The sequence below is a fragment of the Runella limosa DSM 17973 genome, from assembly GCF_000482465.1.
Taxonomy (GTDB): domain Bacteria; phylum Bacteroidota; class Bacteroidia; order Cytophagales; family Spirosomataceae; genus Runella; species Runella limosa.
Genome location: NZ_KI519421.1, coordinates 389,703 through 415,418, shown reverse-complemented (window position 1 = coordinate 415,418; position 25,716 = coordinate 389,703). Strand labels below are relative to the sequence as shown.

Below are 25,716 nucleotides of genomic sequence, written 5' to 3'. Positions count from 1 at the left end.
TACATTAACGAATACAAAGAAGCCAATAGCCGTTCTGAAAATACGACCATTGGCTTCTGGTGAGGGCGTGGAAACAGGCTAAAACGAAGGTGCTTTTAAACGTAAACCTGCGTCTTCGGCAAGGCCAAAAAGCAAGTTCATGTTTTGGACGGCTTGTCCTGATGCTCCTTTGGTAAGGTTGTCTATTTCGCTCGTTATCAGTAGGTTATTTCCGTGTTTTTGCAATTGAATCAAACACTTATTGGTATTTACTACTTGCTTCAAATCAATGTCTTGGGTCGTTACGTGTGTAAATGGATGAGACGCGTAAAACGATTGATAAAGACCAAGGGCTTCCTCTAGTGTACCTGTAAAATGTGTGTAAACATTGGCCATGATACCACGCGTAAAATCGCCACGGTAAGGAATAAAATTGACATCTTTGTCAAAACCTTCTTGCAAACTCGCCAAACTCATTTTGATTTCTTTGAGGTGCTGGTGCGTAAAGGCTTTGTAAATAGAAATGTTGTTGTTGCGCCAAGAAAAATGGGTAGTAGCGCTCAATGACTGTCCAGCGCCTGTAGAACCTGTGATGGCGCTTACGTGGATGTCGTTTGTAAGCAGCCCCGCCGCTGCCAGTGGAAGCAGAGCAAGCTCAATACTTGTTGCAAAACAACCTGGGTTAGCGATTTTGGTGGCAGTTTTGATTTGTTCCCGCTGCAACTCAGGCAAACCATAAACAAACCCTTCCGATTGATCACGGAAGTCGGTGCTGAGGTCAATGATTTTGACAGTTGCTGGAACTGCATATTCTGCCAAAAACTTCCTTGATTCGTTGTGTCCAGAACAAAGAAAAATAACATTTAGTCCTTCGAGTTGGAGCAAACTGGCAATGTCTTCGCCCGAAAAAGTTAATTCGGTGTCACCCAATAAATCGGTATGGGTAGCATAAACGGGCTTGCCCGCTTGGCTTTTAGAATGTGCCCAGCGAATATCTGCGTGGGGGTGATTGACTAAAATACGGAGCAGTTCGCCGCCTGTATAGCCTGCCGCCCCGACGATTCCTATTTGTATCATTGGTGGATGGTGAGTTTGAACTTCATCGAACATTACTTCGCTGCTTGCATTTCCTTTTGGAGCCGTTTGGTAAGGGTCAAGCCTACTTCATCGATTTGGGCAGCCATGATTTCATCGCCAGTGGCATTGCGCAACGTATCAGCTACACAGCCAAGCATTTCAATACAAAAACGTTTCATTTCAAACACTTCCATTTCTTTGGTCCAAAGAGGAATGAATAACGTGCCTTTGTGGAATTGATCCCACACACCTACTGCAATGGCTTTGGTTTCTTCTAACCCTTCGTTGGGGTTGTCGGTTGCCTCCCAATATATTTTTTCTGGGATTCTTTCTGCGTCTTGTTCAATGGTGAACCTAATTTCTTTTTGTGACATGCGGAGGATGAACTTATTTTGGGGGCGTAAAATTACGTAAAATTGGTAAAGAAAAGGTGCTGATAGTTGCCTACCAACACCTTTGGGAACGAAAAAACGTTCATTTAGATTCCTTTAATTGACCGATAAGGATGTACTTTCCTTTTTTTCTTCGGGCAAAATAAACTGCATTGGATTTTTAACCTTCTCGGGCAACAAAGCAATTGCCAATACATCTTGAACCGTGTCCACGTAATGGAACGTCAGGTTTTTGATGTAACTAGCATTTATCTCTTCGACATCTTTGCGGTTTTTTGAACACATAATAATGTCTTTGATGCCCGCGCGGCCAGCGGCCAATATTTTTTCTTTGATACCTCCAACGGGCAATACTTTGCCACGAAGGGTGATTTCGCCCGTCATGGCCAAGTGTGGCTTGATGCGACGCTGGGTGAAAATCGAGGCTATCGACGTCAGCATTGTGATACCCGCCGAAGGGCCATCTTTGGGCACGGCTCCCGCAGGAATGTGGATGTGGAGGTCGTAATTATGGAAAATACGGTAGTCGATGGCCAAGTCGTCCGAATGGGCTTTGAGGTAAGAAAGCGCCGTAACGGCCGATTCTTTCATAACATCGCCGAGTTGTCCAGAAAGGGTTAATCCTCCTTTTCCTCGGCTCAAACTTGATTCGATAAACAAGATTTCGCCCCCAACCGACGTCCACGCCAAGCCCGTCACGATACCTGCGGTGTCATTGCCTTGGTAAGAATCTTTGTCAAATATTTCGGCACCTAACCATTTTTCAATGTGCTCGGCCTTGATTGTTTTAGGATATTCTTCTTCAAGTGCAATCGACTTGGCAATCTTACGAACGAGCGTACCAATTTTTTGTTCGAGGTTACGTACGCCCGATTCACGGGTATAGTTTTCGATTACTTTCACCAATGCCTTGTCGTCAACCGAAAACGATTTGTTTTCTAAACCGTGGTCTTTTCGTTGTTTTGGAACAAGGTATTTTTTTGCAATCTGCAATTTTTCTTCCACCGTATAGCCCGTCAACTCAATGATTTCCATGCGGTCGCGCAGGGCAGGGTGAATGCTTTCCAAGGAGTTAGCAGTAGCAACAAACATCACCCGCGACAAGTCATATTCTACCTCTAAGTAGTTGTCGCTGAAGGCGTTGTTTTGTTCGGGGTCGAGTACTTCAAGCAAAGCAGAAGCAGGGTCGCCACGGAAATTAGAGCTTACTTTGTCTATTTCGTCCAAGATAAAAACGGGGTTGGAAGAACCCGATTTTTTGATATTTTGGATGATTTTGCCTGGCATTGCTCCGATGTATGTTTTACGGTGCCCACGGATTTCGGCTTCGTCGTGCAAACCACCCAATGCCATACGGATGTACTTACGTCCGAGGGCTTTGGCGACTGATTTTCCTAACGACGTTTTTCCTACCCCTGGAGGGCCGTACAAACACAAAATAGGTGCTTTGAGGCTATTTTTAAGTTTAAGAACGGCAAGGTATTCGATGATACGCTCTTTGACCTTTTCTAGTCCAAAGTGGTCAGCATCAAGGATTTTTTGTGCTCTTTTTAAGTCAAAATTGTCTTTTGTATATTCGCCCCATGGCAAATCAACCATCAATTCGAGGTAGTTGAGTGTCACTGGGTAATCAGGCGCCATTGGGTTGATACGCTGGAGCTTTTGTGCTTCTTTGTCAAAGTGTTTTTTGGCATTTTCTGGCCATTTTTTCTTTGAGGCGCGAAAGCGGATGTCTTCTAGCTCGCGTTCGGGCGTTTCCATGCCTAGCTCATCTTGCAATACCTTGATTTGCTGACGCAAGAAATAGTCGCGCTGTTGTTGGTCAATGTCCGAACTAGCCTTCGACTGAATGTCGCGTTTTAGTTCGAGCATTTGAATCTCACGCATCATCAGCTCAAGCAATTTGACGGCTTGTTCAGAGATGGTAGCTTTTTCAAGCAAGTCTTGTTTTTCGGCTACTTCGGCATTGAGATTTGACGACAAGAAGTGGGTCAAAAACGTTGGACTTTCTATGTTGTCCAAAGCGATACGCGCTTCTTGAGGAATATCTGGATTGAGACGAAGAATTCTATGAGCTGAGTCGCGGAGCGACTGAATGAGGGCTTTTGACTCCTTTTTGTTTTGATTGGGAAAGTAATCTTCGATGGGAGATACTTTAGCAATCATATAAGGTTCTTCGCGAACGTAATCACTAACTCTAAAACGTTGGCGTCCTTGTAAAATAATCGTAGTGTTACCGTCGGGAAGGGTAATCATTTTGATGATGTAGCCCATCGTCCCGATGTCGTACAAATCAGTACTAACGGGTTCGGCTTTATCCTGATTTTTTTGGGCAATTACCCCAATAATTCGGTCGCCTTTGTACGCCTTTTTAACCAAACGAATGGATTTTTGGCGTCCGACTGTCACAGGGATGACCATGCCAGGGAACAAAACGGTATTCCTAAGGGGAAGAATGGCTAGTTCATCGGGCATTTCAATCGGCTCATCGTCGCCTTCGGGACCTCCAAGGGGAAGTATTTCGAGGTTATCAATGTCCGATTCCGCCAACATGAGTCGAGTATATAGTTCGTTTGGGTCAATTTTCATGATTGGGCTGTCATTTTGACAGTGCTTATTTAAAAACTTAAAATAACAAAATTTTAACGATTTTTTAGCTATGCTAAGGGCAGGAGAAATGAAATCAATTGTTTGTTAGACGGAAACTAATAAAAATGTATTGGTGTAAAGTGAAAAATTTTGTTATTCTAACTACTTAAGCAAGTACGGATACTGAGTATTTTCTACACAAACTACTTAAATGTTTTCAGGCGTAATTAACTGTGCGAAAGTATTGGTCGAAATAAAAGCCCCCGGAAGTCCGAGGGCTTTCGTTGTATGCTACTATGAGGAAGCTCCTGATTACATCATGCCACCCATGCCACCACCGTGGCCATGAGCACCTGCACCTGCGCCAGCGCTTTCTTCTGGTTCGTCAGCAATCATACACTCAGTTGTCAACAACAAACCTGCGATAGACGCCGCGTTTTCGAGTGCCAAACGAGTTACTTTCTTAGGGTCGATGATACCTGCTGCGAAAAGATCTTCGTAAGTGTCGTTTTTGGCGTTGTAACCAAAACCACCTTTTTCATCTTTGATTCGGTTGATTACCACTGAACCTTCGCCACCTGCGTTGGCAACGATTGTACGAAGTGGAGACTCCAACGCTTGACGAATGATGTTGATACCTGTGATTTCGTCGTCGTTAGCACCTTGAACGGCATCCAACGCAGAGATTGCACGGATAAGAGCAACACCACCACCAGTTACGATACCTTCTTCAACCGCAGCGCGAGTTGCGTGAAGGGCGTCATCTACGCGGTCTTTTTTCTCTTTCATTTCAACTTCCGTAGCAGCACCGATATAAAGGATAGCTACGCCACCTGACAATTTCGCCAAACGCTCTTGCAATTTTTCGCGATCGTAGTCAGAAGTTGTATTTTCGATTTGTGATTTAATTTGGTTTACACGGGCCTTGATTTGCTCTTGGTCACCCGAACCGTTCACAATCGTTGAGTTGTCTTTGTCGATGATGATTTTTTCGCAGTGACCTAGGTAAGAAAGGTCAGCGTTTTCCAATTTGAAACCACGCTCTTCGGCGATAACAGTACCACCAGTCAAGATTGCGATGTCTTCCAACATGGCTTTACGACGGTCACCGAAACCTGGCGCTTTTACCGCACACACTTTCAATGCACCACGGATTTTGTTTACTACCAATGTTGCAAGCGCTTCGCCATCTACATCTTCAGCGATGATCAACAATGGACGGCCAGTTTGAGCAACACCTTCCAATACAGGCAACAATTCTTTCATTGAAGATACTTTCTTCTCAGAAATCAAGATGAAAGGTTTCTCCAATTCGGCTTCCATTTTTTCCGCGTTTGTCACGAAATATGGTGACAAATAACCACGGTCAAACTGCATACCTTCTACTGTTTTTACTTCAGTTTCAGTACCGCGAGCTTCTTCTACAGTGATTACACCTTCAGTACCTACTTTTTTCATGGCGTCAGCAATCATGTTACCGATTTCTTCGTCATGGTTAGCTGAGATAGTAGCTACTTGAGCGATTTTGCTGAAGTCGTCGCCTACTGTTTGAGCTTGAGAAGCAAGGTTGGCAGTTACGGCCAAAACAGCTTTGTCGATACCACGCTTCAAATCCATTGGGTTTGCACCAGCGGCTACGTTTTTAGAACCGATAGCATAAATCGCTTGTGCCAATACAGTCGCAGTAGTAGTTCCGTCACCAGCAGCATCGGCTGTTTTAGAAGCAACTTCTTTCACGAGTTGAGCACCCATGTTTTCCATAGCATCTTTCAATTCGATTTCTTTCGCTACAGTTACACCGTCTTTGGTGATAGCTGGTGAGCCGAATTTTTTGTCGATGATAACGTTACGGCCTTTAGGTCCGAGGGTTACTTTTACTGCGTTTGCAAGCGTATCAACACCTTTTTTGATTTTGTCGCGTGCTTCTGTATCGAAGAATATTTTCTTTGCCATTGTTTTTTTAAATTGAAAATTTTAGAATTTGGAAATAAAACAATTGAAAGTTTGGGTCGGTAGCTGATTGATAATTACCGAATTTTCAAATTGTCACATTTGCATTAGAAAACATTAGATAATAGCGAAAATGTCAGATTCGCGCATGATGAGGTACTCTTGGCCTTCAACGGCGATTTCAGTGCCCGCATATTTACCGTACAAAATAGTATCTCCTACTTTTACTGTTAGGGGCTCGTCTTTTTTACCTGGGCCTACTGCTACTACAGTACCACGTTGTGGTTTTTCTTTTGCAGTGTCTGGAATGATGATACCAAATGCAGTTTTTTCTTCGGCAGGTGCAGTTTGCACTAGAACGCGATCAGCTAATGGTTTAACTTTTACTTCTGACATGATTATCAGGGGTTTTGATGGTTTTACAACTATTGGAACTTATTACTAAGTTTTGTCGTCTCTTTTTAACTCATTTTCTATGCCAGCTCAAAAATTGAATTATAGTCTGACATTTTTTCAGTTTTTGTAGTAAAGACTTGGGAAAGTCTGACATTATCAAAATAATCATTGGGAATTTGTAAAAATACCTTTGATATTATTTGGTTGTGCTGCTTTTTTTTGTAATTTGGGACAGTCGAAGGAAGAGGTGGTAGATTAGATGCAAAGACCATTTTTCCCCTTGATATGCACAGGTTTCCGAATGTTTTCAACCACTGAAAGTTTTAAGACATGAGAAAATTGAATCATAACTGGCTCACGGAAGGATTGATAGACTTTGAGTACAAAAAATACGTGTTAAAGGCTTATTTACAGGGAGTTAATTCGCAGTTTGATGAGTATAAACTGTACCCAGATTTGCCTGAGGTTGAAAAACATTTTAAACTTTCTGCGCAGTTGAGGCAGTCAAAAAAGCAATTTTTGGCCTCTTTCCGAAAGCGTATTGTGGGTGTAGATGTACAAAAAATGGAATTTTTGTATGAACAAGTGGCACAGAGTGAAGAAATGACCGAAATTGACAGCATTCTGGAGTATTCTCTGCCACTTTTTCAGAAAACGCTGACACGCGGACAAGACCAATCCGAAGACATCGCCTCGAAATTGGTATTTACTCCTGTAGGTATCATGCCCTTGTATTTGAAAGAAGGGTATCTGTTTATTTACCGAACAACCCAGAAAGCAACCGATATTTTTCAGTACAACGTACGTTTGTTTGAGAGCAGTGAGGAGCAGACCATCAAAACTAAGTACATTGAGTCGGTGCCAAAGAACATGGCAAATACTTTTGAAAATCTCAAGCTGACTCTTATCCGCAAGCGCCGTGAATTGCCCAATCCTGCCACTTATTTGATCGAATCACCCATTGATTACCCCGTGCAGGAAACGCTTTTGCCTTTGGCCAAACAAATGGTGTATCGGGTCGTGTGCCAGTCAGAAAAAACCGCTTAACTAAGCCCCCTTACAAACCGTCGGACTGATTCCATAAAAATAGGTTCGAGGTTGGGAAGTTGCGGACGAGGTTGCGTGACAATCGAAATGAGCAAGAAACCGTACGTCAAGCACCACCACTCGTAAAAAGTCTTAGAAACCGCATCGGCAGACCTCGGGCGAATCTGGGCTAGTGCTTCCCAAACGGGGTGGGTGTTGAGTTTGGCAAATTCTGCTTGATAGACCTGTTTTGAAAGACAGTTGGCGCCGTCTATGTTAAACATAACCTGAAACACCTCCGTTTGTTCTAAAGCAAAACGCCACTGGATTTGGGCAAACTCCGTTAGTAGTTTTTCGGGACTTCGGTAGAGGGTTTTTAGTTTCTGCAATTCTTCGTGCAGCGCCGCAAAGCCATCGTTGCGGATGGTTTCTAGAATTTTATCCTTGTTGTCGAAATATTCGTAGAGCATCGGTGGGCTGTATTCAATCACATCGGCGATTTTACGGATAGAGACTGCCGCCCAACTTTCTTCACGCGCAATGTCCTTGGCGGTTTTTAAGATATCAGCGCGTAATTGCTTTTTCATGCGCTCACGACGTTCCACAATTCCCATTTTGACCTTAGATTTCTATTAGAATTTTCGCAGTTGGAACACTTTACAGTGTTAAATATTCTACAATTAATAACTTCGGGAATGGAAATCCAAATCAATGGGCGTAAAAAAAGCCTCGTAATGGCTTGATTACGAGGCTTAATATGTCGAATATGGTCGCAGTTAAAGCGATTCGAGGGTGGCTTTGATGGCACCGAAATCAGGCAAGTTACCCGCACTTTCGAGGACTTCGGCGTATTGGATGGTGCCCTCTTTGTCGATGACAAAAGCAGCGCGTTTTGCGACGCCATTCATGCCAAACACAAAGTTTTCGCAGAAAACACCGTAGTCCTGAATCATTTTTTTGTTGAAGTCCGACAACAAATCGAAGGTGTAATTTTGCTCAGAACGGAATTTGCCCAAGCTAAAAATGGAGTCAATAGACACACCCAAAACCTCGGCATTGAGGCGTGTATAGTACTCAATGTTGTCGCGCATGGTGCAGAGTTGGGTAGTACAAACCCCCGTGAAAGCCAATGGGAAAAAATGAATAATGAGGTTTTTACCTTTAAAATCGTCGAGCGAAACCTCTTTTTTCTCCGTATTGAAAAGTTTAAAATCGGGTGCTTTGTCGCCTTTTTGTAATGACATGGTGATATATTTTTTGATTTGTTTCGGCAAAAATAGAAATACCCTTTGAAAACTTGACAAATGCGTAAATGTTCGTAATTATGCCAAAAAATTAGCTTTATACTAAACACCAACCATTTACAAAAAATGCAGACCATTTGGGGAATAGACCTTGGCGGAACAAAAATCGAAGGCGTTGTATTGTCATCACCTTCTCCCGACTCAGTTGTGATTCGCAAACGTATTGATACAGAAGCATATAAAGGGTATGCTCACATCGCTAGTCAGATTGTTAGGCTTGTCAGAGAACTGGAAGCCGAGACGGGTTTTAAGGCGGAAAAAATAGGCGTAGGTACGCCAGGGACGGTTGAGCCTTCGACAGGATTAATGAAAAATTGCAACACAACTTGTTTGAATGACATGCCTTTGTGCAGTGATTTGATGAGCATGTTGGGCATACCTGTGGAGATAGCCAACGATGCCAATTGTTTTGCGCTTGCTGAGGCGGTCATGGGGATTGTTCCTGATGTCGTTCCAACTTTTAACTGTGTTTTTGGCGTCATCATGGGAACAGGCGTTGGTGGTGGTGTGGTTTTGAAGGGAAAAGATGGCCAAGCGTTTGTGCTCAACGGTGTCCAAGGAATAGGAGGAGAGTGGGGGCATAATGAGTTAGAACCCAACGGCGACGACTGTTATTGCGGCAAAAAAGGGTGCGTAGAACAAGTGCTTTCGGGGCCTGCGTTGCAGCGTTTTTATGCTAAAATTAGTGGTGAACAAATCACAATGAAAGAGATTATGAAACGCTACGAAGCAGGAAATGACCCTTACGCTGCCCAGACCATTGACCGAATGTTGGAGTACTTTGGCAAAGCCGTGTCGGTATTAATGAATATTTTGGATCCCGATGCGATTGTACTTGGTGGCGGCGTTGGAAACATTGATTTGTTATACACGGAAGGGGTTGAACGGGCTAAAAAATATATTTTCAACAGCGGAAGAGTCGAAACCAAAATACTTCGACCAAAGTTAGGAGATAGTGCGGGGGTATTTGGCGCGGCGATGCTCGTTAGCTAATTGCAACAACACTCTCAAAAATAGCGTAGTAGAAAAGTAAACAAAACAAGATGAATTATTGGTTGGTCAAATCAGAACCCTTTGTGTATAGTTGGAATGATTTTGTAACGGCAGGAAAAAGTGTGTGGGATGGCGTGCGTAATTATCAAGCCCGCAACAACCTCCAAGCCATGAAAGAAGGGGATTGGGTTCTGTTTTATCATAGCAATGAGGGCATGGAAGTGGTGGGCATTGCTCAGGTATTGAAAGAAGCATATCCTGACCCAACAATCGACGACCCGCGCTGGGTGGTAGTGGAGCTTGTGCCTGTGCAGCCCTTGGTACAACCCGTGACATTGAAGCAAATTAAAGCAGATAATAGATTGGATCAAATAGCGTTAATTAGGCAATCTCGATTGTCGGTAATGCCTATCCGACCCGAAGAGTTTGATGTCATACTAAGTTTAAGCCAAAATGAAAGCACATAAAAAAACGTCCATTGTGGACAACCCAAAATGGGTTTTTAGTACAGTTCTGATTGCGCTATTGGGAACACTTCTGTCGGGAGTTCAAGCCCAAACCATAAAACGCGTGGAGTTGCCAACGGTGGGAACGAGCGAGTCGTATCATACGATTTCGTTGGGTTCTCGTGGGGTGATTTTAGTGTCACAAATCGCGAAAAATGCCTTTAATCTCCAGAAACTAAACTCGAATTTAGAGCGAGATTGGAGTATAAACGGAACCATTGAAGATAACCTCGATTTTATCAAGTCATCATTTGATGGCCAATCGGTATATTTGTTGTTTACCCGTAGCCGTACTGATTTTTACCAAGTAGTGAAAGTTGGTTTGGCAGGGTATATGGAGACATTTTATCTGTCGTCGGTCGATAAGTTTCAAATTACCGATTTTCAAACCCTTGGTTATTCGGTCTTCATGGCAGGTACGGTTCGTGATGAACCCATGCTTTTATATACCAATTTAGCTTCTAAACAAAGCAAAGTACTGGCAGGCGTTACCCAAGCGAACACCGTGATTCAATCGGTGGATGTGGATACGCTCCATCATTTGGTGAATGTCTGCTATGCCGCTCGTAAGGGCAAGGAAATCAAGATTATTTTCCGAACTTTTGACGAATATGGGCAAGCAGTAGGGCAGGTGACTATCAGCCCCGAACCCGATTATTCTTTACTAAATGGTCGCTTGTTTATGCTCAACGACTCAACCAAACTGATGATTGGGACGTATGGCTTCCGCAATATGCAAGGCAATAACAACAGCGCTTCACAGGGCTTGTTTTTGAGTAAAATTGTGTATGATGAAGTCGAATTTACGCAGTACCATAGCTTCACTGATTTTAAAAACTTCTTCAATTTTATGTCGGAGCGGGAGCAAGAGCGAATGCAACGAAAGATTGAGCGGAAACGCGAAAATGGTGATGACGTTAAGTTGAATTACCGCCTTTTGGTACATGACATTATTGAACAGAATGGCAACTACCTGATTTCGGGCGAAATATTTTATCCAGAATACAAAAATAATAACATCGGGCCCTACGGCACGAGCTCGTGGTGGGGATCACCAATGATGTATGGTGGAATGGGAATGTATCCGACGATGGGACTTTTGAATCCGTTTTATTGGGATCCTTGGTACGGAGCTCGTCGGATGAATAATGGCCAGATTTTCAACGGATTTGTCTATACCCATGCCATCGTGGCAGGTTTTACGGCCAAAGGCGATTTGATTTGGGATAACTCGTTGCCTTTTGAGAATGTTCGTAGTATGGAGCTCAAGGAAAAAATGCGCATAAAACCCAACGATGACAAAACAGTTTCGATGTTTTACAGCAGCCGTGGCGCCATCAAAGCCAAAGTTTTTGACCGTGATAAAGTGCTCGAAGACCTTCGTCCGATTCCCATCATGACGGCTGATTTGGGTGATAAAGTACGTCAAACATCGACCGATGAAGTGGTGTATTGGTATGATAATTATTATTTGGCTTTTGGTTATCAGCGAATTACGGGTGACGACGGTCGCCGAAATGTCTTCTACTTAAACAAGATTTCTTTCTAATTTTGTTGGATAAATTAAAAGGTAACTCTGCAACGGAATGAAAATTCCAGTTTGCAGAGTTACTTTTGTGTTTGAATCATCCTAAAAAGCCCTTCGTACAATGGGCTGACGACTATTATATGCAACTTCTGACTCCTCTTCACTGGAAAGAATACGAACTGATTGACAGCGGAAATTTTGAAAAATTAGAACGCTTTGGGGCGTATGTGTTGGCACGGCCAGAGCCACAGGCCATTTGGGACAAATCCCTTTCTGATAATGAATGGAAACAAATGGCGCAGGCAACTTTTCTGCGTGATAAAGGTTCGCCAGAAAAAGGAGTGTGGAAACTTGCGCCCAATATGCCCGAAAAATGGTGGACGCAGTACCGCCACGGCGGATTAAATTTGCGCTTAAAGTGCTCACTGACTTCCTTCAAACACGTCGGAATTTTTCCTGAGCAGGCGGCCAATTGGGATTATTTAGATACTAAGCTCCGCGCAATGAAGGTGGAGCGCCCGACGGTGCTCAATTTGTTTGCTTATACGGGGGCAGCCTCGGTGGCGGCTCGCCAAGCAGGAGCCGATGTAACGCACGTTGATTCGGTAAAGCCCGTGGTGACTTGGGCGCGCGAAAACATGGAAGGCAGCGAAACGGACAACATCCGATGGATGGTGGAAGATGCCTTTAAGTTTGTGCAACGGGAAGTGCGCCGTGGTAAAAAATACAATGGTCTAATTCTGGACCCACCCGCCTACGGTCGTGGCCCTTCGGGCGAAAAATGGGTGTTGGAAGAGCAATTGAACGATTTGCTAAAATCGTGTGCGGAATTGCTTGATAATCAGGATTTTGTTTTTATTTTAAACTTATACTCACTCGGTTTCTCGGCGTTGATGGCCGAAAACTTGGTGCTTGATAGTTTCGGCGACGTTCCTAATGCGGAGAGTGGTGAACTCTTTTTGCCTGACCGTGCCAAACGAAAGCTACCCTTGGGTATTTTTTATCGTTTTGCGAGTGTGTAATATCAGAACCTTCCCGAAAGTTCAAAACTTTCGGGAGGAAGAGGTATTTACCCAATTTTAATCTCCATCGAACGGCCGTTTTTACGACTTTCTTCGGCCATAAAACCCATCAAATGACTCTCAATTGAGGCTTCGATGGTAGAGGTAAGCAATGCAGGATTATTTTGAGAAACGGCCTGCACAAAGTTTTGCATTAAGCCATGGTCACCACCGCCGTGCCCCGAGTTATTAAACTCTTTTTGAGCACTTGCTTTCCAAATCGTTACTTCTTTGGTTCGGAAATCAGTGACTCTAATGAGGTCGTTATCACCTTCTATTTCACCCATGCTGAACATAACGCGGGTTTTGCGCGCTTCCCAGCCCGTGAACGCTTCGAGCCCAAACGTGGCCAAAACGCCTTTGTCAAACTGATAAATGCTGGTATAATGGTCGGGTTGGTCGTTGTTCATTTTGTAAACACAACGGCCATAATTGGAGGTTTTTAAGCGTTCCAAAATCGCAGGCCCTTGTAAGGCGGGATCTTCAGGTACGTCCAAAACGTGAATTCTTTTTTTCTGTTCATAATACACCTTAATGGCCGAAAAAGGACACTCGCGTTCTACTTTACACCCTTCTACACATCGTTCGGTACTACCTGCGGGGGCGTTTTCGGCTTTAAACCACTTCAAATTACCATAAGCAGAAACTGTTTTGGCGGATTTGTTGGCAATCCAACGCATGATGTCGAGGTCGTGGCACGATTTGGCCAAAATAATGGGGTTCGTTTTTTTCGATTCGTGCCAATTTCCGCGTACGTAGGAGTGCGCCATGTGGACGTGCTCGATGCCTTCGAGGTGGTTGATGCTAATCATTTCCCCCAAATCTCCCGAGGCGCACAGCTCCTTTAGTTTTCGGAAATACGCGGTATAGCGCAAAACGTGACAAACCGCAATGATGCTTTTTGATTTTTTGGCAGCGGCCAATATCTCCAAACACTCTTGCATGGAGGGCGAAATTGGTTTTTCGAGCAATACGTGGTAGCCCATCTTCAACGCCTGAAGGGCAGGGCCATAGTGCAGCGTATCGGGCGTAGAAATGATGATGGCATCCGCAAACTTGGGGACTTTAAATACATCCTCCCAGGTGGTAAAGCGATGGTTGGCTTCTATCCCGTGGGTTTTGGAAAAACGCTCGTTTCTAAACTCGTTCGGTTCGGCCACGCCTACCATTTTAACGTCATTGGGGTACGCAACGGCATAACGTCCATAGACATTTCCACGGTTTCCTGCCCCCAACACGATGGCTGTAATGGGCTGGGCAATGGAAATATAATGAGGGTTAGGGGAGAACGTAATTTCTTTTACGGTGGTAGCTTCTGCGGAGGTTCCGACGGCGGTAGCACCTGCTGTGAGGCCAATGGCTTTTAAGACTGAACGACGATTAAGGGTTTGCATAAGAATCATCAAGTAGTAGATAGACTGGGAAATATGGTATCTAAAGTATCGAATTCTACGGGATTAACCAAAGAATGAGAAAAAAACAAAACCATCAGTAATAAACATCGGATATTGCTTTTCTAACGTAGTACTTATCAGAAAATCAGCAACTAAAACGCTTACTCATTATGTCTTTCCTTAACATTGATTCGGTCAAAGAACGTACGTTTGATGCCATTGTGGTGGGCTCAGGAATCAGTGGAGGTTGGTCGGCCAAAGAGCTTTGCGACCACGGCCTCAAAACGTTGGTATTGGAACGCGGTCGTGACGTCAAACACGTAACCGATTATCCAACCACCCTTAAAAATCCGTGGGAGTTTCCGCATTTAGGAACGTTGCCCAAAGAAGTTACCGACGCCAACCCTATTGCGAGCCGTTGTTATGCGTTCGGGGAAGAATCGGCGCATTTTTTTGTGAAAGACAACGAACACCCGTACATTCAAGACAAACCTTTTGACTGGATTCGGGGATACCAAGTAGGTGGAAAATCGTTGATGTGGGCACGGGGAACGCAGCGCTGGTCAAAGTATGATTTTGAAGGCCCTGCCCGCGATGGTTTTGCCGTAGAATGGCCGATTTCCTACGCCGAGTTGGCTCCTTGGTACAGTCATGTGGAAATTTTTGCGGGGATTTCGGGAAATAAAGATGGATTAGCACAATTGCCCGATGGGGAGTTTTTGCCACCTTTTGAACAAGCCTGCGTGGAGAAACACTTTGGTCAACAAATGGCCAAGTATTATAAGGGAGCTCGTCCCGTGATTGTGAGCCGTTGTGCGCATTTGACCAAGCCACAACCGATTCATTACAAACAAGGCCGAGCACAGTGTCAGCAGCGCGATTTGTGCGTGCGCGGCTGTCCGTACGGAGGGTATTTTAGTAGTAATTCTTCGACCTTACCGTGGGCAGCGCGAACGGGAAAAATGACTCTTCGGCCGCATTCAGTGGTACATTCGGTGATTTATGACGAAAAGCTGGGAAAAGCGACGGGCGTGCGGGTGATTGATGCCAACACCAAAGAGATGATTGAGTACTATGCCAAAATCATTTTCCTCAATGCTTCGACGTTGAATACCAACTTGATATTGCTGAATTCTACTTCGAGTCGCTTCCCGAACGGCTTGAGCAATGACAACGGCTTGTTGGGGAAATACATTTCTTTCCACAACTTCCGAACCACCATATTTGGCGAATACGAAGGGCTTTTGGATACGACTCAGGAAGGAACACGTCCTGGAAGTAGCTACATTCCTCGATTTAGGAACGTGTTTCAGCAAGAAAAAACGGACTTTTTGCGGGGTTATGCCGCAGGTTTTTCGGGCGAACGCGTGATGGATTATGACACATCGGGCATGGGTGAATCCCTGAAAACCAATTTGGCAAATCCCAAATACGGTAACTGGCGCGTAGGCTCTTGGATGATGGGCGAGACGATTCCGAAAGAAAGCAACTTTGTGACGTTGGACAAAAATCAGAAAGATGCGTGGGGGATTCCGTTGTTGAGAACTTCTGTCGCTTACGACCAAAACGACGATAACATGGTCAAAGATTTTCACGAACAAATGACCGAAATGCTGACGTTGGCAGGTTTTAAAAACATAAAAACGAACGACGTACCTAGCAAAGCTCCAGGGCTGGATATTCACGAAATGGGCGGGGTACGAATGGGAAAAGACTCCAAAACCTCGCAGTTGAACAAATGGAATCAGTTGCACCACTGTAAAAATGTTTTCGTGACCGACGGTGCTTGTATGACTTCCAATTCTACCCAGAATCCGTCGCTTACCTTTATGGCGATTACGGCACGAGCCACCAACTATGCTGTGAAACAGTTGAAGGCAAAGAATTTGTAATATGGAGGAGGAGCTCAATAAAATCAACCATTGTTACTTATCTTTGTAACAGTAACCCAGTAAAATTGGCTTTAAATGTAGTATTATGGCTCAAATTGATAAATCGTTTGGTGATTGTACTTTGCTCTATCTCGAAAAAACATTTGGATTAGTGCAAGTGGATACGTTACCTAGCCTTACTAGCTGGCTACAACATGCGCAACAAATGGAGCTATCTGACTTTGAAAATGAAGATTTGGCTCTTTTTCAGAGTTTGTTGAGCGATAATATTTTACATTGGAACGAACAAGAGCTATCCCTTCATTTTATTGGACCCATGTTTTCGTTGGTACGTTTTACCAATCGTCAGCATTATTTTAATCTTTTTGCAGAGCGGCCCATCGAGACCACACTTGAAGACCTGAATCATCAATCTATTCGTCTATATGGTAAGCCCGATGGGCTGATTGCCACGGGCTACCGAGAACCTGAGTCGCCTTTTTTTTGCTTTACGGAATATAAAAAACACCGAGAACCCAACGGCGAACCCGAAGGGCAATGTTTGTCGGCGATGCTGGCGGGGCAGGCTATTAATCAAAAACCTGAGCAAGCCATGTATGGTTGCTTTGTGATGGGGCGAGACTGGTATTTTATGACCTTAGAAAACCAGTCGTACTGTTTATCGCGAGGCTATGATGCCACTACAGAACACCTCTACATAATTTTCAAGATGCTCAAAGCGTTGAAAGAAATCATTAAAACTCTGACCTCATAAGTTGTATTTCAACAATCAAAAAAGCCGTTTGCAATCGCAAGCGGCTTTTTGCTTTCAACCCTTTAAGATTCCCAAAAACTTGTACTAAGTACTATGTAATGTTGATGAAGTGAATTGTGGGTACAAAGGTAGGGGGAGAATGCGGGATAAAGGAGAGAAATGTTGGCAACTTGGTATAGAGACTTTTTTGAGGGCTTTGCCCTTGAATTGAAAGTATGAAACAGGGTTAAAACACTTTTAAAAGAAACATTTGTCTTTCGGAAGTATGTCAAATTTTAACATAGATTCAATCAAAGAACGCACGTTTGATGCGATTGTGGTAGGGACAGGAATTAGCGGTGGCTGGGCGGCCAAAGAACTTACCCAAAAGGGACTTCGTACGCTGGTATTGGAGCGAGGACGGGATGTGAAGCACGTTGTTGATTACCCCACGGCCATGAAAAAACCTTGGGAGTTTCCGCATTTGGGGGATGTGCCTTTAGAATTGAAACAAAGAAGCCCAGCGTCGAGTGGGCACTATATCTTCAAAGAACCGACATTGCATTTTGTGGTGAAAGACTTTGAACATCCCTTTGTCCAAGAAAAACCCTTCTCGTGGATGCGCGGGTATCAAGTGGGGGGGCGCTCGCTTTTGTGGGCACGTCAGGCGCAACGTTGGTCAGATTTTGACTTTGAAGGCCCTGCCCGCGATGGTTTTGCGGTCGATTGGCCCATTCGTTACAAAGACATTGCCCCTTGGTATAGCTACGTCGAAAAATTTGCGGGTATTTCTGGAAACAAAGACGGGCTTCCGAACCTCCCCGATGGTGAGTTTTTGCCGCCGCACGAGTTAAACTGCGTTGAAAAGCATTTTAGCCAACAAGTAGCCAAAAATTACAACGACCGCCAAATTATCATTGGCCGTACGGCGAACCTATCCCAAGCCAAGCAAATTCACCACGACCAAGGCCGTACCCAATGCCAACATCGGGTGCTGTGTGAGCGCGGTTGTCCGTACGGGGGGTATTTTAGCAGTAATTCTTCGACGCTACCGTGGGCGATGAAAACGGGAAAAATGACCCTCAAACCTCATTCGGTAGTGCATTCGTTGATTTATGATGACAAATTGGGCAAGGCAACGGGTGTGCGGGTGGTAGATGCCAATACCAAACAAATGACGGAATATTATGCCAAGGTGATTTTCTTAAATGCCTCGGCGCTTAATTCCAATTTGATTCTGTTAAACTCAAAATCAAATCGTTTTCCGAATGGTTTTGGCAACGACAGTGGAGTGTTGGGCAAATACATTGGTTTTCACAATTACCGTGGTCGGGTATCGGCCGAATTTGACGGGTATCATGATTCCACGTATGAAGGAAAACGCCCGAACGGCGCTTATTTACCGCGTTTTAGAAATGTGACCAAGCAAGAAACTGATTTCTTGAGAGGATATGCGGCCTCGATTAGTGCTTCTAAACTAGGGAACTCAACCGAAAATAGCTGGGGAGAAGACCTTAAAAATACCCTTGCAACACCTTCCACCTCGGGTTGGAGTATCGGGGCGAACATGATGGGGGAGGTGTTGACCAAAGAAAGTAATCACGTACGCTTGCATTCGGATTTAAAGGATGACTGGGGCATTCCACAAATGGTCATGTCGGTCGATTTTGACGATAATGACATGAAAATGGTGAAAGATTTCTACGAACAGTTTTCCGAAATGTTTGCCAAATCAGGGTTCATCAACATCAAAACTGCCGATACCAAACGCGTACCAGGCAATGAAAACCACGAAATGGGTGGCATTCGGATGGGAAATGACCCCAAAACGTCGATGTTGAACCGCTGGAACCAAATGCACGCCTGTAAAAATGTGTTTGTCACCGACGGCGGGTGTATGACTTCTACTGCAACCCAAAACCCATCACTGACCTACATGGCACTTACCGCCCGCGCGGTGGATTATGCCGTGAAGGAGTTTAAAAAAGGGAATTTGTAACAGCACGCAGAGCTGCTAAGTACGCTGTTAAGTAACTATTTACCCGCAGAAGTTCGCTGAATAGTACAAATGCAGATATTCGCTGATAAATGACTTAATGAAGCTATTCTCATCAGCGCATATCTGCGGCTCTTAGTCTGCGCCAATCTGCGGGTAAAACTTAAAAAGACGTAGCTAACAATGCACGAAGGCACAGCTTTAATTCTTTGTGAAGAATACTATTTTCGTGGTGGCGTATCGTATCCATTGTATTTTGGGAAAGTTAATTGTTGAGCATACCCGAGTCAATCCACTTTTTGACCAAACCAATCTGGCAATCTGAGAGTTTTAAACTACTACTAGGCATGGGCTGATAGCCCGATGCGTGCGTGACTGCCCCGTATAATTTGCCGTTTTTGGCCAAAGCTTGTACGTTGGCATAGCCTGTTAAATTGATGTTTCCCGATTGTGTGGTGCTATTGTGGCAACCCGTGCAATAATAGTCAAAGATAGGAACTAAGTGCTTTGAATAACTCGCTACCTGTGTAGAATTTGTGGTGCCGCTGGTTTCGCACGTGATATTTTTGGCACCTTGGTCAATCCATGACGCTATCAGCTGAATTTTATCGCTGCTCATGGGTGCGTTGGGGGGCGGTGGCATTCGCTCTTTGCTAGTATCAATGATGACTTGATACAATTTACTTTTCTTGGCGTTTCCTGCGGTAATGCCTTTACGGACTATTTTTTCGTAGGAGGTAAGGTCATAACCTTCTTCTGCGGTTTTGGAATCATGACAGCCACTGGTTGCGCAGTTGGCTAAAAAGAGGGGCAAAATTGCCGTGTTAAAACAAACCTGATTCTGGGCGTTGGTTGTTGTAGGAGCGCCGCAAGGCAACGAATCAAGTGCTGCGGTACTTCCACCTCCTTCGTTAGTATCGGTTCCGCCGCTGGTACTTGTGTCAGATGGAAGTGGCCCACCTTTTTCGTACAAACAACCTCCCAATAAACCCATTAAAACAGCGAAAAAAAAGATGTTGATAAATACTTTCATGTGCTTACTTTTTTTGTTCGTACGGGACAAATGAAAAGTTGGTTTTGATTGCGATGACTTCGGCAATTTTCTCAAAAACGAGTTTGGGAACTTCAATTTTATGGTCGGTTAGCGGAACGTTGAATTCATAGACCAACGATGCACCCGTTTTGGTTACGGTCAGCTTTCCAGTCATCGTACGTTCTTTGGCGACACCGTGCATGTTCAGAATTCCTTTGGCCGTGATGGTTTGCGTTCCTTCTTTTCCAAAATCAACTTTTTCCTGAATTTTGCCCGTAAATGAGGCCGCAGGGTATTTGTCTGATTCTAAGTAGTTTTCGTTGAAGTGCTCTTGCATCAACTTGTTTGGAAATTCAAATTGGACTACTTGCATTTTTACGGCTATGTCGTTGGATTTGGTATTCAAGATAGCCGTGACGTTTTTGTTCAAACCCGAAATATTTTCAAGGGGTGTTTCAGAAAAAAAACTTATCTGGGCGTTTCTTGCAATCAGGACATCTTGGGCTAAGACATTGCTCATCACCAAGCAGAAGAAAAAAATCAGTGGAAATTTCATAGTGGTAGTTATTTGTGCGTTTTTTTAGCGTCTCTGTCAAAACTAAATACGCGTGAAATGTTGAATCCGTAGAAAATATCGCCTTTGCCCCAGCTCCCCGTGGTAGCTCCAATAAATTGGTTTTCAATCATCCCGCGTGAATTGGACAAATGCAGTTGGAAAACGTGCCCGCCTGTTTCGATGTCAAATCCAAGCGAAAGACAATCTTTGTACTGTAGATCACGAACGTAGGCCGTACCGATTTTTTTGACGGTATAAAAATATTCGGCGTTGAAAGAGGTACGTTTGCTAAGTTTGAAACGTCCCCCAATGCCCGTTCCAAAAACGTCGTTTTCGTCGATTTGACTTTCGGTTTTGTTGCGGTGTAAAAACGTGGGGCTCAATTGCAGAGAAACTCGTTCGTTGAACTTTCGAGCGATGAGCAACTGACCCACGTACATTTGGCGTTCGAGGTTATTGTAAAATTTCACGTCGGGGGAAGTGGGCATCGTATTGGTGTAAGCCCCCGCAAAAACGGCAATGCTTACAGGCTCAAACCAGCGATTGGATTGACGCAGGAGTTTATATTTGGCAAAATAATCGTACGTTTTTTGGTACGAACTACGCCCCGCCCCAATCATCAAACGGTCGGTAACGCCGTATTCTAGCCCAATCCGAATGCGAGATTCGTCCAGCCCCCACAAATTGGAAAAACCTGAATTGAGCGCGCCAAATCGGTGAGAAATCCGAAAATCGAGGTGCTTTTTGGCGATGGTTTCAATGGATTGGCCATTGATGACCCGCGTCGATTTGAACGTCGCCGTTGCATACAGCGGGCCTGTCGATTCGTTGTCAAGCATTTTGAGGAGGTCATCTTGGGCCATGGCGCTGCCATAGCTCAAGATACAAAGAGCTAAGATAATTTTCTTCATGACCAATTATCAATTAGGCAGCTGTAACTGTTAGGGTGGAATTCAAAAGTGTAGTTTGGTATATCTTCAACCCTTTTTTTCCTTCCGTATTTAATCCTTTGCCCGTTTGGTCGAAGCGAGCGCCGTGGGCAGTACAATACCATTCGTTGTTCCTAAACGTAATTTGGGTTTTACCCTCGTGACTACACGTAAGGGTAGCGGCAATGTAAGTGGTTGCGTTTACGCGGGCAATTACCACCCCGTTTTTAATGACATAACCACCGTTCGTTTTTAGTTGGGCGTTGGACGCATCGGCTAAATCGACGGTAATATCACCAGTGAGAGGTGCCACGTTTGATTCATTTTGGCAGCTGTCGAGGGTGTAAAGGGCAAAAAGAGCCGCGCCAGAGAATCCAAGTTTTTTCAAAAACTCGTTTCTTTTGATTTTTTCATTCTGGGTCATAGACAATTGGATTAATGTTAAAAAAGAGGAAGGAATTCATAATTGCATACGAAAAGGGGATGGGCAAACGCTTCTTCGGTATCCCATTATTTTTTTATTTTTTTGAAGAAGCATTCTGCGTATCTTTCTCGTATAGGTTAATGTAGGAACCTCAAAGCAGCAAGAAAGGGTGATTTTCAAAAGAAAAAGTAGCGCTACTACGTGGCAAGAAATACTGGAAGGGTGTCTTAGGCGAGATACAAAAGCGCAGCGTCAGTTGTATGAACGCTACGCCAATTTTGCCAAGAATACCTGCCTTAGGTATGCTCAAAATGAGGTGGAAGCGGAAGAGATGGCCAGTGACGGGTTTTTAAAAGTATTTGATAAAATAGAAAAGTACGACCCTACTCAGCCGTTTGAAGGGTGGCTGAAGCGGATTATGATTAATACCGCTATTGATCATTATCGACGGAACTCGCACAAAATCAGCTGGTCTGATTTGGACGAAGCATCGCAAGTGCCTTATTCGGATAGTTATTACAAGGATGAATACCTGGTAAATATTACTGCTGACGAAATAATGACGTTTGTCCAACGGCTCCCAGCATCGTACCGCGCAGTTTTTTCGCTGTCGGTCGTCGAAGGATACAACCATAACGAAATCGCAGAAATGCTCGGAATTAGCGAAAGTGCATCACGCTCCAACCTGTCGAAAGCCAAGGCAAAACTGCAAAGTTGGATTAGTGCGTATGTTGTTCAACAAGATGAAATCACACACAAACATGAATAATGATTTTTTTGAACGGAGAATCAAAGAACAATTGGAGTCTGTCAACCGCCCGATGAGCCCCGAGGGCTGGGAAACGGTCAAAAAGAGATTGCCCGTTCCTTGGTATTTGTCGTTTTTAAGAGAGTGGGGATTGCTGACCATGGGCGGACTTATTTTTACGGGTTTGCTCGGGAATCTTTATTATCAGTTTAAAAATCAGCAGCTTATAAAACGACTCTATGAAGAAAATTCTATCTTAAAACAAGATGTAGCAACGCTGCGCCGAACGACTTCCTCATCGGCACAATTCGTCACCGCTCACCAAGTGGATACGGTGTATATCATCAAAAAAATGGTGGTAGAGCACCGCTATGTGTCTAACACTGACGAAAACGGTTATCAATTGGCCAGTACGAATGCCAGTTCAGAAGGGACTAAAAATCAGCGATTAAAAAAGGAAAATTTAAAGAAAAGCCCAGCGCAATTATCGCTCGAAGCTCGTGGTGCAGAAGCTACGGATACACTGGCGGCAACGACTACGGAGAAACCGCTCGAAGCTCAGGCGACGGAAGCTGTACCAACCGAGCCAACACCGAATGAAACCACTGCGAAGGAAGATTCTTTGACCACAGAACCAAAACCAGTGGCGCAGTTGCCTACCTCAAAAGACACCACGGCCAAAGCCGCACCTCCCTTGGCAAAGAAAACGTTCAAATTTCCAACACCACGCGTACGGGTAGGTATAGAATCGGAGTTTGGACTCAGAAAAATAGGCGTCGGACCGAGTGTAGAACTGTTTTTATCGCCCAATTTTAGCATTTCAGCAGGCTTACACGCCCATTCATTTTTGAGCCAAGAGTACCAGACTGTCAAAGAGTATAATGCAGCAACAGGGCTAGATTTTGTCAAACAATTTGCCGACGTCATTCCGCCTAATGATCATTTGGAAGAAATCGAAATGCACGTTTCAACGGTTGAAATGCCGATTGGGTTCAAATATTATTTGCCACTGCGGCGCGATTTCTCCTTGGTTTTTGCCACGTCCACCAACGTGGATTTACGGGCTTTTAATCAAGTTAAGTTTGAAGCGTATAAAGACGGAGCAGAGCAATACCTTTCTGTCGAAACCAAACACGTACCCAAATCATTTTACGAATATACGTTTGGGCTGGGTATTCAGAAGAAATGGAAACAAGGCATTGCGCAGGTACAGCCTTTTGCCAACTTTTCGTTTCGTCAGCCCGAATATGCCGTTGGGGGGAACAATGTATTTGGAATAAAAGCCTCGTTGTGGGTAGAGTTTGGGAAAAAGTAAGTTGCTTCTTTGGCTAAAAACAACGGCTTAGGCGCTCATTTTGAAGGTTCAATGGAAAAAAATTGAGCGAATTGTTTTCGTATCGCAACTTTGGCGTCATAAAAAATGGACTGCACAAAGCAAACGGCTGGCGGATGAAAACGAGCGAAATTTCTTGGAGTTGGGTAATTTTTAGTGGTGTATTTTCACTGGTAGGACTGGTGTGTTTGGGGTTTGCCTACTATTTCTGGAACAAAAACAGAAAACTAAAATCAAGCGGGGTAGAAACAACCGCGTTGGTGATTGCTCATTATAAAAAACCGCAAATTCCCCCTTCTACGGCGAAGGCCGTTGTGATTCAATACACCGATAATCATAATCAAACAAGGGTATATTACTCAACACTTTACACCACTCCCGTCCAATTTCAGGTGGGTGAAACCATCCGAATTTGGTACCAAAAAGGCAACCCCAACGAGGTATTGATGGAAGGCAAAGACGAATGGCTACTTCCTACCGTGTTGGGGGCCTTTGGGGTAATATTTTCGTTGATTGGGCTGCCTAGCCTACTTAAGGAGTTGTTTTTCTAGCTAATAGTTTAAAATTTTACCCGCAGATTGACGCAGATTTAAAGTCGCAGATTGACGCCGATGAATGGATTCATTCAGTTATTTTCAGCGAAAATCTGCGCTTGCATTATTCTGCGGACTTCTGCGGGTAAAGAATTAATGTACTAACTATTCTTCCGACTTGTTTTTCAAGCTCATCAAAAGCGTATAAGCGCCTTTTACCACAAAATTTTGCTGACTGGGCGCTGGAGATAAAATCTCGGTAAAGCCATTTTCGGTATTGCCTACTTTGACTTCATTCATCAAATATTCTTTATTTGATTTCTGGACAAAAGCGTACTGTTTTCCTTGGTATCTGACGATGGCATCTTCGGGAAGCACATACGCTTGATTGTTTTTAACCTCCACTTCCGCGTTCATGTACGTGCCTGGAATGAGGGCTTTGTCGTACTGTCGAAAATGGCATTGTACTTCCGTCGCACGGTCAGAGGTTAGGTCTTTCCCAATCATAATTACTTCTGAAAGGTGTTTTCGCTCGGGCTGATTGTTGGTGTAAGCCCAAATTTTCTGCCCGATGTAGAGTTTATCCACGTCTTTTTCAAACACTTTCAGTACCAAGTGAATATCCGAAGGGTTCACCAATTCAAACATTACTTCGGTAGGCGAGACGTACTTACCGATGTTGGTATTAATTTTAGACACATAGCCGTTGATGGGTGAAATGACCTTAACGGTGCGCGTAATGTTATTTTCGCTCAAATGGTCGGGATTGATGCCTGCCAACCGAAGTTTTTGGGCCAAGGCACTAATCAACACTTTTTGGCTCCGAAACTCAGCCTCCGAAAGCTGATACACTTTATCGCTGCTGGCTTTGCTTTGGTTGAGGTCTTTTTGGCGCAAATACTCGTTTTCGAGGAAGTTGATTTTGGATTTTGCCGTCAAATAATCTTGCTGCAATTGGATATATTGTTGGTCTTCCATTACGGCCAACACTTGCCCTTTGCGAACGTTCATTCCCACCAATAAATCGGTTTCTTCCAAATAACCACCCGTAGGCACGCTAATGGAAACCACGTTTTGGGGAGGAACTTCAACGCGTCCGTTTACTTTCAACACCGATGAAATAGGCCGTTGGGTCAATGTTCCCGTTTCAATCTCGGCGTTTTTGAGCTGGGCATCGCTGAGTTGAATCAAGTTTTCATCCGCTGGGGCAGCGGTCGCGGTGGTTTCGGACGTTTTTTCACTGCAAGCCGTCAAAGTAAAAACAGCCGTAAGAATGAGTAAAGCCCCCAAAAAAGAGGGAGCGAAAGCGATTTTATTGAATTTTATTGTACGTTTCATTGAAGT

24 protein-coding genes are annotated in these 25,716 nt (G+C 44.2%); 11 read left to right on the top strand and 13 right to left on the bottom strand.

Annotated elements, in window-relative coordinates; translation table 11 throughout:
- Positions 1-78: 78 nt before the first annotated feature.
- The 5 genes from argC to K339_RS0117450 form a co-directional block, all read right to left on the bottom strand.
- Complete coding sequence (gene argC / locus K339_RS0117470; RefSeq protein ID WP_028524744.1) at positions 79-1,056, bottom strand: N-acetyl-gamma-glutamyl-phosphate reductase; 978 nt, start codon at positions 1,054-1,056, stop codon at positions 79-81.
- A 32-nt stretch (positions 1,057-1,088) separates the two neighbouring features.
- Positions 1,089-1,430, bottom strand: a complete 342-nt coding sequence (gldC, locus tag K339_RS0117465; RefSeq protein WP_028524743.1) for a gliding motility protein GldC — start codon at positions 1,428-1,430, stop codon at positions 1,089-1,091.
- A 114-nt stretch (positions 1,431-1,544) separates the two neighbouring features.
- Complete coding sequence (lon, locus tag K339_RS0117460; RefSeq protein WP_028524742.1) at positions 1,545-4,037, bottom strand: endopeptidase La; 2,493 nt, start codon at positions 4,035-4,037, stop codon at positions 1,545-1,547.
- A 312-nt stretch (positions 4,038-4,349) separates the two neighbouring features.
- Positions 4,350-5,990, bottom strand: a complete 1,641-nt coding sequence (groL, locus tag K339_RS0117455; protein WP_028524741.1) for a chaperonin GroEL — start codon at positions 5,988-5,990, stop codon at positions 4,350-4,352.
- A 114-nt stretch (positions 5,991-6,104) separates the two neighbouring features.
- Positions 6,105-6,383, bottom strand: a complete 279-nt coding sequence (locus K339_RS0117450) for a co-chaperone GroES (RefSeq protein ID WP_157607636.1) — start codon at positions 6,381-6,383, stop codon at positions 6,105-6,107.
- Between the two features lie 330 nt (positions 6,384-6,713).
- Here K339_RS0117450 and K339_RS0117445 point away from each other — a divergent pair, with 330 nt between their 5' ends.
- Positions 6,714-7,430, top strand: coding sequence for a hypothetical protein (locus K339_RS0117445; RefSeq protein WP_028524739.1), 717 nt, complete (start codon positions 6,714-6,716; stop codon positions 7,428-7,430).
- Here K339_RS0117445 and K339_RS0117440 read toward each other — a convergent pair.
- Positions 7,427-8,023, bottom strand: a complete 597-nt coding sequence (locus K339_RS0117440; protein ID WP_028524738.1) for a TetR/AcrR family transcriptional regulator — start codon at positions 8,021-8,023, stop codon at positions 7,427-7,429. The genes K339_RS0117445 and K339_RS0117440 overlap by 4 nt on opposite strands.
- Positions 8,024-8,185: 162 nt before the next feature.
- A complete protein-coding gene (locus K339_RS0117435) occupies positions 8,186-8,653 on the bottom strand; it encodes a redoxin domain-containing protein (RefSeq protein ID WP_028524737.1) in 468 nt (155 codons plus the stop codon).
- 126 nt (positions 8,654-8,779) lie between these two features.
- Between K339_RS0117435 and K339_RS0117430 the strand changes: the two genes are divergently transcribed.
- The 4 genes from K339_RS0117430 (at position 8,780) to K339_RS0117415 (ending at position 12,762) form a co-directional block, all read left to right on the top strand.
- Positions 8,780-9,706 (top strand): ROK family protein, encoded by a 927-nt coding sequence (locus K339_RS0117430; protein ID WP_028524736.1) that lies wholly within the window; start codon positions 8,780-8,782, stop codon positions 9,704-9,706.
- Between the two features lie 50 nt (positions 9,707-9,756).
- Positions 9,757-10,173, top strand: a complete 417-nt coding sequence (locus K339_RS0117425) for an EVE domain-containing protein (protein WP_028524735.1) — start codon at positions 9,757-9,759, stop codon at positions 10,171-10,173.
- Complete coding sequence (locus K339_RS0117420; protein WP_028524734.1) at positions 10,160-11,761, top strand: hypothetical protein; 1,602 nt, start codon at positions 10,160-10,162, stop codon at positions 11,759-11,761. The genes K339_RS0117425 and K339_RS0117420 overlap by 14 nt, the downstream gene beginning before the upstream one ends.
- 119 nt (positions 11,762-11,880) lie before the next feature.
- On the top strand, positions 11,881-12,762 hold the full coding sequence (locus K339_RS0117415) for a class I SAM-dependent methyltransferase (RefSeq protein WP_028524733.1): 882 nt from the start codon (positions 11,881-11,883) through the stop codon (positions 12,760-12,762).
- A 47-nt stretch (positions 12,763-12,809) separates the two neighbouring features.
- Here K339_RS0117415 and K339_RS0117410 read toward each other — a convergent pair whose 3' ends face one another.
- The gene (locus K339_RS0117410; RefSeq protein WP_028524732.1) at positions 12,810-14,195 is read right to left on the bottom strand and encodes a Gfo/Idh/MocA family protein; all 1,386 of its coding nucleotides are present in this window, start codon (positions 14,193-14,195) and stop codon (positions 12,810-12,812) included.
- A gap of 170 nt (positions 14,196-14,365) precedes the next feature.
- On the opposite strand from K339_RS0117410, the gene K339_RS0117405 reads away from it, so the two are divergent.
- The 3 genes from K339_RS0117405 to K339_RS0117395 all read left to right on the top strand — a co-directional run bounded on the left by K339_RS0117405 (position 14,366) and on the right by K339_RS0117395 (position 18,819).
- A complete protein-coding gene (locus tag K339_RS0117405; protein WP_028524731.1) occupies positions 14,366-16,087 on the top strand; it encodes a GMC oxidoreductase in 1,722 nt (573 codons plus the stop codon).
- Positions 16,088-16,172: 85 nt separating this feature from the next.
- Positions 16,173-16,841 (top strand): hypothetical protein, encoded by a 669-nt coding sequence (locus tag K339_RS0117400; RefSeq protein WP_028524730.1) that lies wholly within the window; start codon positions 16,173-16,175, stop codon positions 16,839-16,841.
- A 265-nt stretch (positions 16,842-17,106) separates the two neighbouring features.
- Complete coding sequence (locus K339_RS0117395) at positions 17,107-18,819, top strand: GMC oxidoreductase (RefSeq protein WP_028524729.1); 1,713 nt, start codon at positions 17,107-17,109, stop codon at positions 18,817-18,819.
- A 262-nt stretch (positions 18,820-19,081) separates the two neighbouring features.
- Here the strand turns inward: K339_RS0117395 and K339_RS36070 are convergent, their stop codons facing one another.
- The 4 genes from K339_RS36070 to K339_RS0117375 are packed head-to-tail and all read right to left on the bottom strand — an operon-like array spanning position 19,082 to position 21,758.
- Positions 19,082-19,849 carry a c-type cytochrome domain-containing protein gene (locus K339_RS36070; protein WP_051398079.1) on the bottom strand — a complete coding sequence of 256 codons (768 nt, stop codon included), beginning with the start codon at positions 19,847-19,849 and terminating at the stop codon, positions 19,082-19,084.
- A gap of 4 nt (positions 19,850-19,853) precedes the next feature.
- Positions 19,854-20,405 (bottom strand): YceI family protein, encoded by a 552-nt coding sequence (locus tag K339_RS0117385; RefSeq protein WP_028524728.1) that lies wholly within the window; start codon positions 20,403-20,405, stop codon positions 19,854-19,856.
- 8 nt (positions 20,406-20,413) lie between these two features.
- Positions 20,414-21,316 (bottom strand): DUF5777 family beta-barrel protein, encoded by a 903-nt coding sequence (locus tag K339_RS0117380; protein WP_028524727.1) that lies wholly within the window; start codon positions 21,314-21,316, stop codon positions 20,414-20,416.
- A 13-nt stretch (positions 21,317-21,329) separates the two neighbouring features.
- Positions 21,330-21,758 carry a QcrA and Rieske domain-containing protein gene (locus K339_RS0117375; protein WP_028524726.1) on the bottom strand — a complete coding sequence of 143 codons (429 nt, stop codon included), beginning with the start codon at positions 21,756-21,758 and terminating at the stop codon, positions 21,330-21,332.
- A 169-nt stretch (positions 21,759-21,927) separates the two neighbouring features.
- On the opposite strand from K339_RS0117375, the gene K339_RS0117365 reads away from it, so the two are divergent.
- From K339_RS0117365 to K339_RS0117355, 3 genes are all read left to right on the top strand, one after another.
- Positions 21,928-22,527 carry an RNA polymerase sigma factor gene (locus K339_RS0117365; RefSeq protein WP_028524725.1) on the top strand — a complete coding sequence of 200 codons (600 nt, stop codon included), beginning with the start codon at positions 21,928-21,930 and terminating at the stop codon, positions 22,525-22,527.
- Entirely contained in the window at positions 22,502-23,821 is a 1,320-nt protein-coding gene (locus tag K339_RS0117360) for a hypothetical protein (RefSeq protein ID WP_157607635.1), read from the top strand. Before K339_RS0117365 ends, K339_RS0117360 begins: the two co-directional genes overlap by 26 nt.
- A 62-nt stretch (positions 23,822-23,883) precedes the next feature.
- Positions 23,884-24,390: a DUF3592 domain-containing protein gene (locus K339_RS0117355; protein WP_028524723.1), complete on the top strand. Its 507-nt coding sequence runs from the start codon at positions 23,884-23,886 to the stop codon at positions 24,388-24,390.
- A 147-nt stretch (positions 24,391-24,537) separates the two neighbouring features.
- Here K339_RS0117355 and K339_RS0117350 read toward each other — a convergent pair whose 3' ends face one another.
- Positions 24,538-25,710 (bottom strand): efflux RND transporter periplasmic adaptor subunit, encoded by a 1,173-nt coding sequence (locus tag K339_RS0117350; RefSeq protein WP_051398078.1) that lies wholly within the window; start codon positions 25,708-25,710, stop codon positions 24,538-24,540.
- Between the last annotated feature and the right edge of the window lie 6 nt (positions 25,711-25,716).

Excerpts from the sequence above, each read along its gene's own strand:
- argC (WP_028524744.1), bottom strand. The coding sequence starts at position 1,056 with ATGATACAAATAGGAATCGTCGGGGCGGCAGGCTATACAGGCGGCGAA.
- gldC (WP_028524743.1), bottom strand. The coding sequence starts at position 1,430 with ATGTCACAAAAAGAAATTAGGTTCACCATTGAACAAGACGCAGAAAGA.
- lon (WP_028524742.1), bottom strand. The coding sequence starts at position 4,037 with ATGAAAATTGACCCAAACGAACTATATACTCGACTCATGTTGGCGGAA.
- groL (WP_028524741.1), bottom strand. The coding sequence starts at position 5,990 with ATGGCAAAGAAAATATTCTTCGATACAGAAGCACGCGACAAAATCAAA.
- K339_RS0117450 (WP_157607636.1), bottom strand. The coding sequence starts at position 6,383 with ATGTCAGAAGTAAAAGTTAAACCATTAGCTGATCGCGTTCTAGTGCAA.
- K339_RS0117445 (WP_028524739.1), top strand. The coding sequence starts at position 6,714 with ATGAGAAAATTGAATCATAACTGGCTCACGGAAGGATTGATAGACTTT.
- K339_RS0117440 (WP_028524738.1), bottom strand. The coding sequence starts at position 8,023 with ATGGGAATTGTGGAACGTCGTGAGCGCATGAAAAAGCAATTACGCGCT.
- K339_RS0117435 (WP_028524737.1), bottom strand. The coding sequence starts at position 8,653 with ATGTCATTACAAAAAGGCGACAAAGCACCCGATTTTAAACTTTTCAAT.
- K339_RS0117430 (WP_028524736.1), top strand. The coding sequence starts at position 8,780 with ATGCAGACCATTTGGGGAATAGACCTTGGCGGAACAAAAATCGAAGGC.
- K339_RS0117425 (WP_028524735.1), top strand. The coding sequence starts at position 9,757 with ATGAATTATTGGTTGGTCAAATCAGAACCCTTTGTGTATAGTTGGAAT.
- K339_RS0117420 (WP_028524734.1), top strand. The coding sequence starts at position 10,160 with ATGAAAGCACATAAAAAAACGTCCATTGTGGACAACCCAAAATGGGTT.
- K339_RS0117415 (WP_028524733.1), top strand. The coding sequence starts at position 11,881 with ATGCAACTTCTGACTCCTCTTCACTGGAAAGAATACGAACTGATTGAC.
- K339_RS0117410 (WP_028524732.1), bottom strand. The coding sequence starts at position 14,195 with ATGCAAACCCTTAATCGTCGTTCAGTCTTAAAAGCCATTGGCCTCACA.
- K339_RS0117405 (WP_028524731.1), top strand. The coding sequence starts at position 14,366 with ATGTCTTTCCTTAACATTGATTCGGTCAAAGAACGTACGTTTGATGCC.
- K339_RS0117400 (WP_028524730.1), top strand. The coding sequence starts at position 16,173 with ATGGCTCAAATTGATAAATCGTTTGGTGATTGTACTTTGCTCTATCTC.
- K339_RS0117395 (WP_028524729.1), top strand. The coding sequence starts at position 17,107 with ATGTCAAATTTTAACATAGATTCAATCAAAGAACGCACGTTTGATGCG.
- K339_RS36070 (WP_051398079.1), bottom strand. The coding sequence starts at position 19,849 with ATGAAAGTATTTATCAACATCTTTTTTTTCGCTGTTTTAATGGGTTTA.
- K339_RS0117385 (WP_028524728.1), bottom strand. The coding sequence starts at position 20,405 with ATGAAATTTCCACTGATTTTTTTCTTCTGCTTGGTGATGAGCAATGTC.
- K339_RS0117380 (WP_028524727.1), bottom strand. The coding sequence starts at position 21,316 with ATGAAGAAAATTATCTTAGCTCTTTGTATCTTGAGCTATGGCAGCGCC.
- K339_RS0117375 (WP_028524726.1), bottom strand. The coding sequence starts at position 21,758 with ATGACCCAGAATGAAAAAATCAAAAGAAACGAGTTTTTGAAAAAACTT.
- K339_RS0117360 (WP_157607635.1), top strand. The coding sequence starts at position 22,502 with ATGAAATCACACACAAACATGAATAATGATTTTTTTGAACGGAGAATC.
- K339_RS0117350 (WP_051398078.1), bottom strand. The coding sequence starts at position 25,710 with ATGAAACGTACAATAAAATTCAATAAAATCGCTTTCGCTCCCTCTTTT.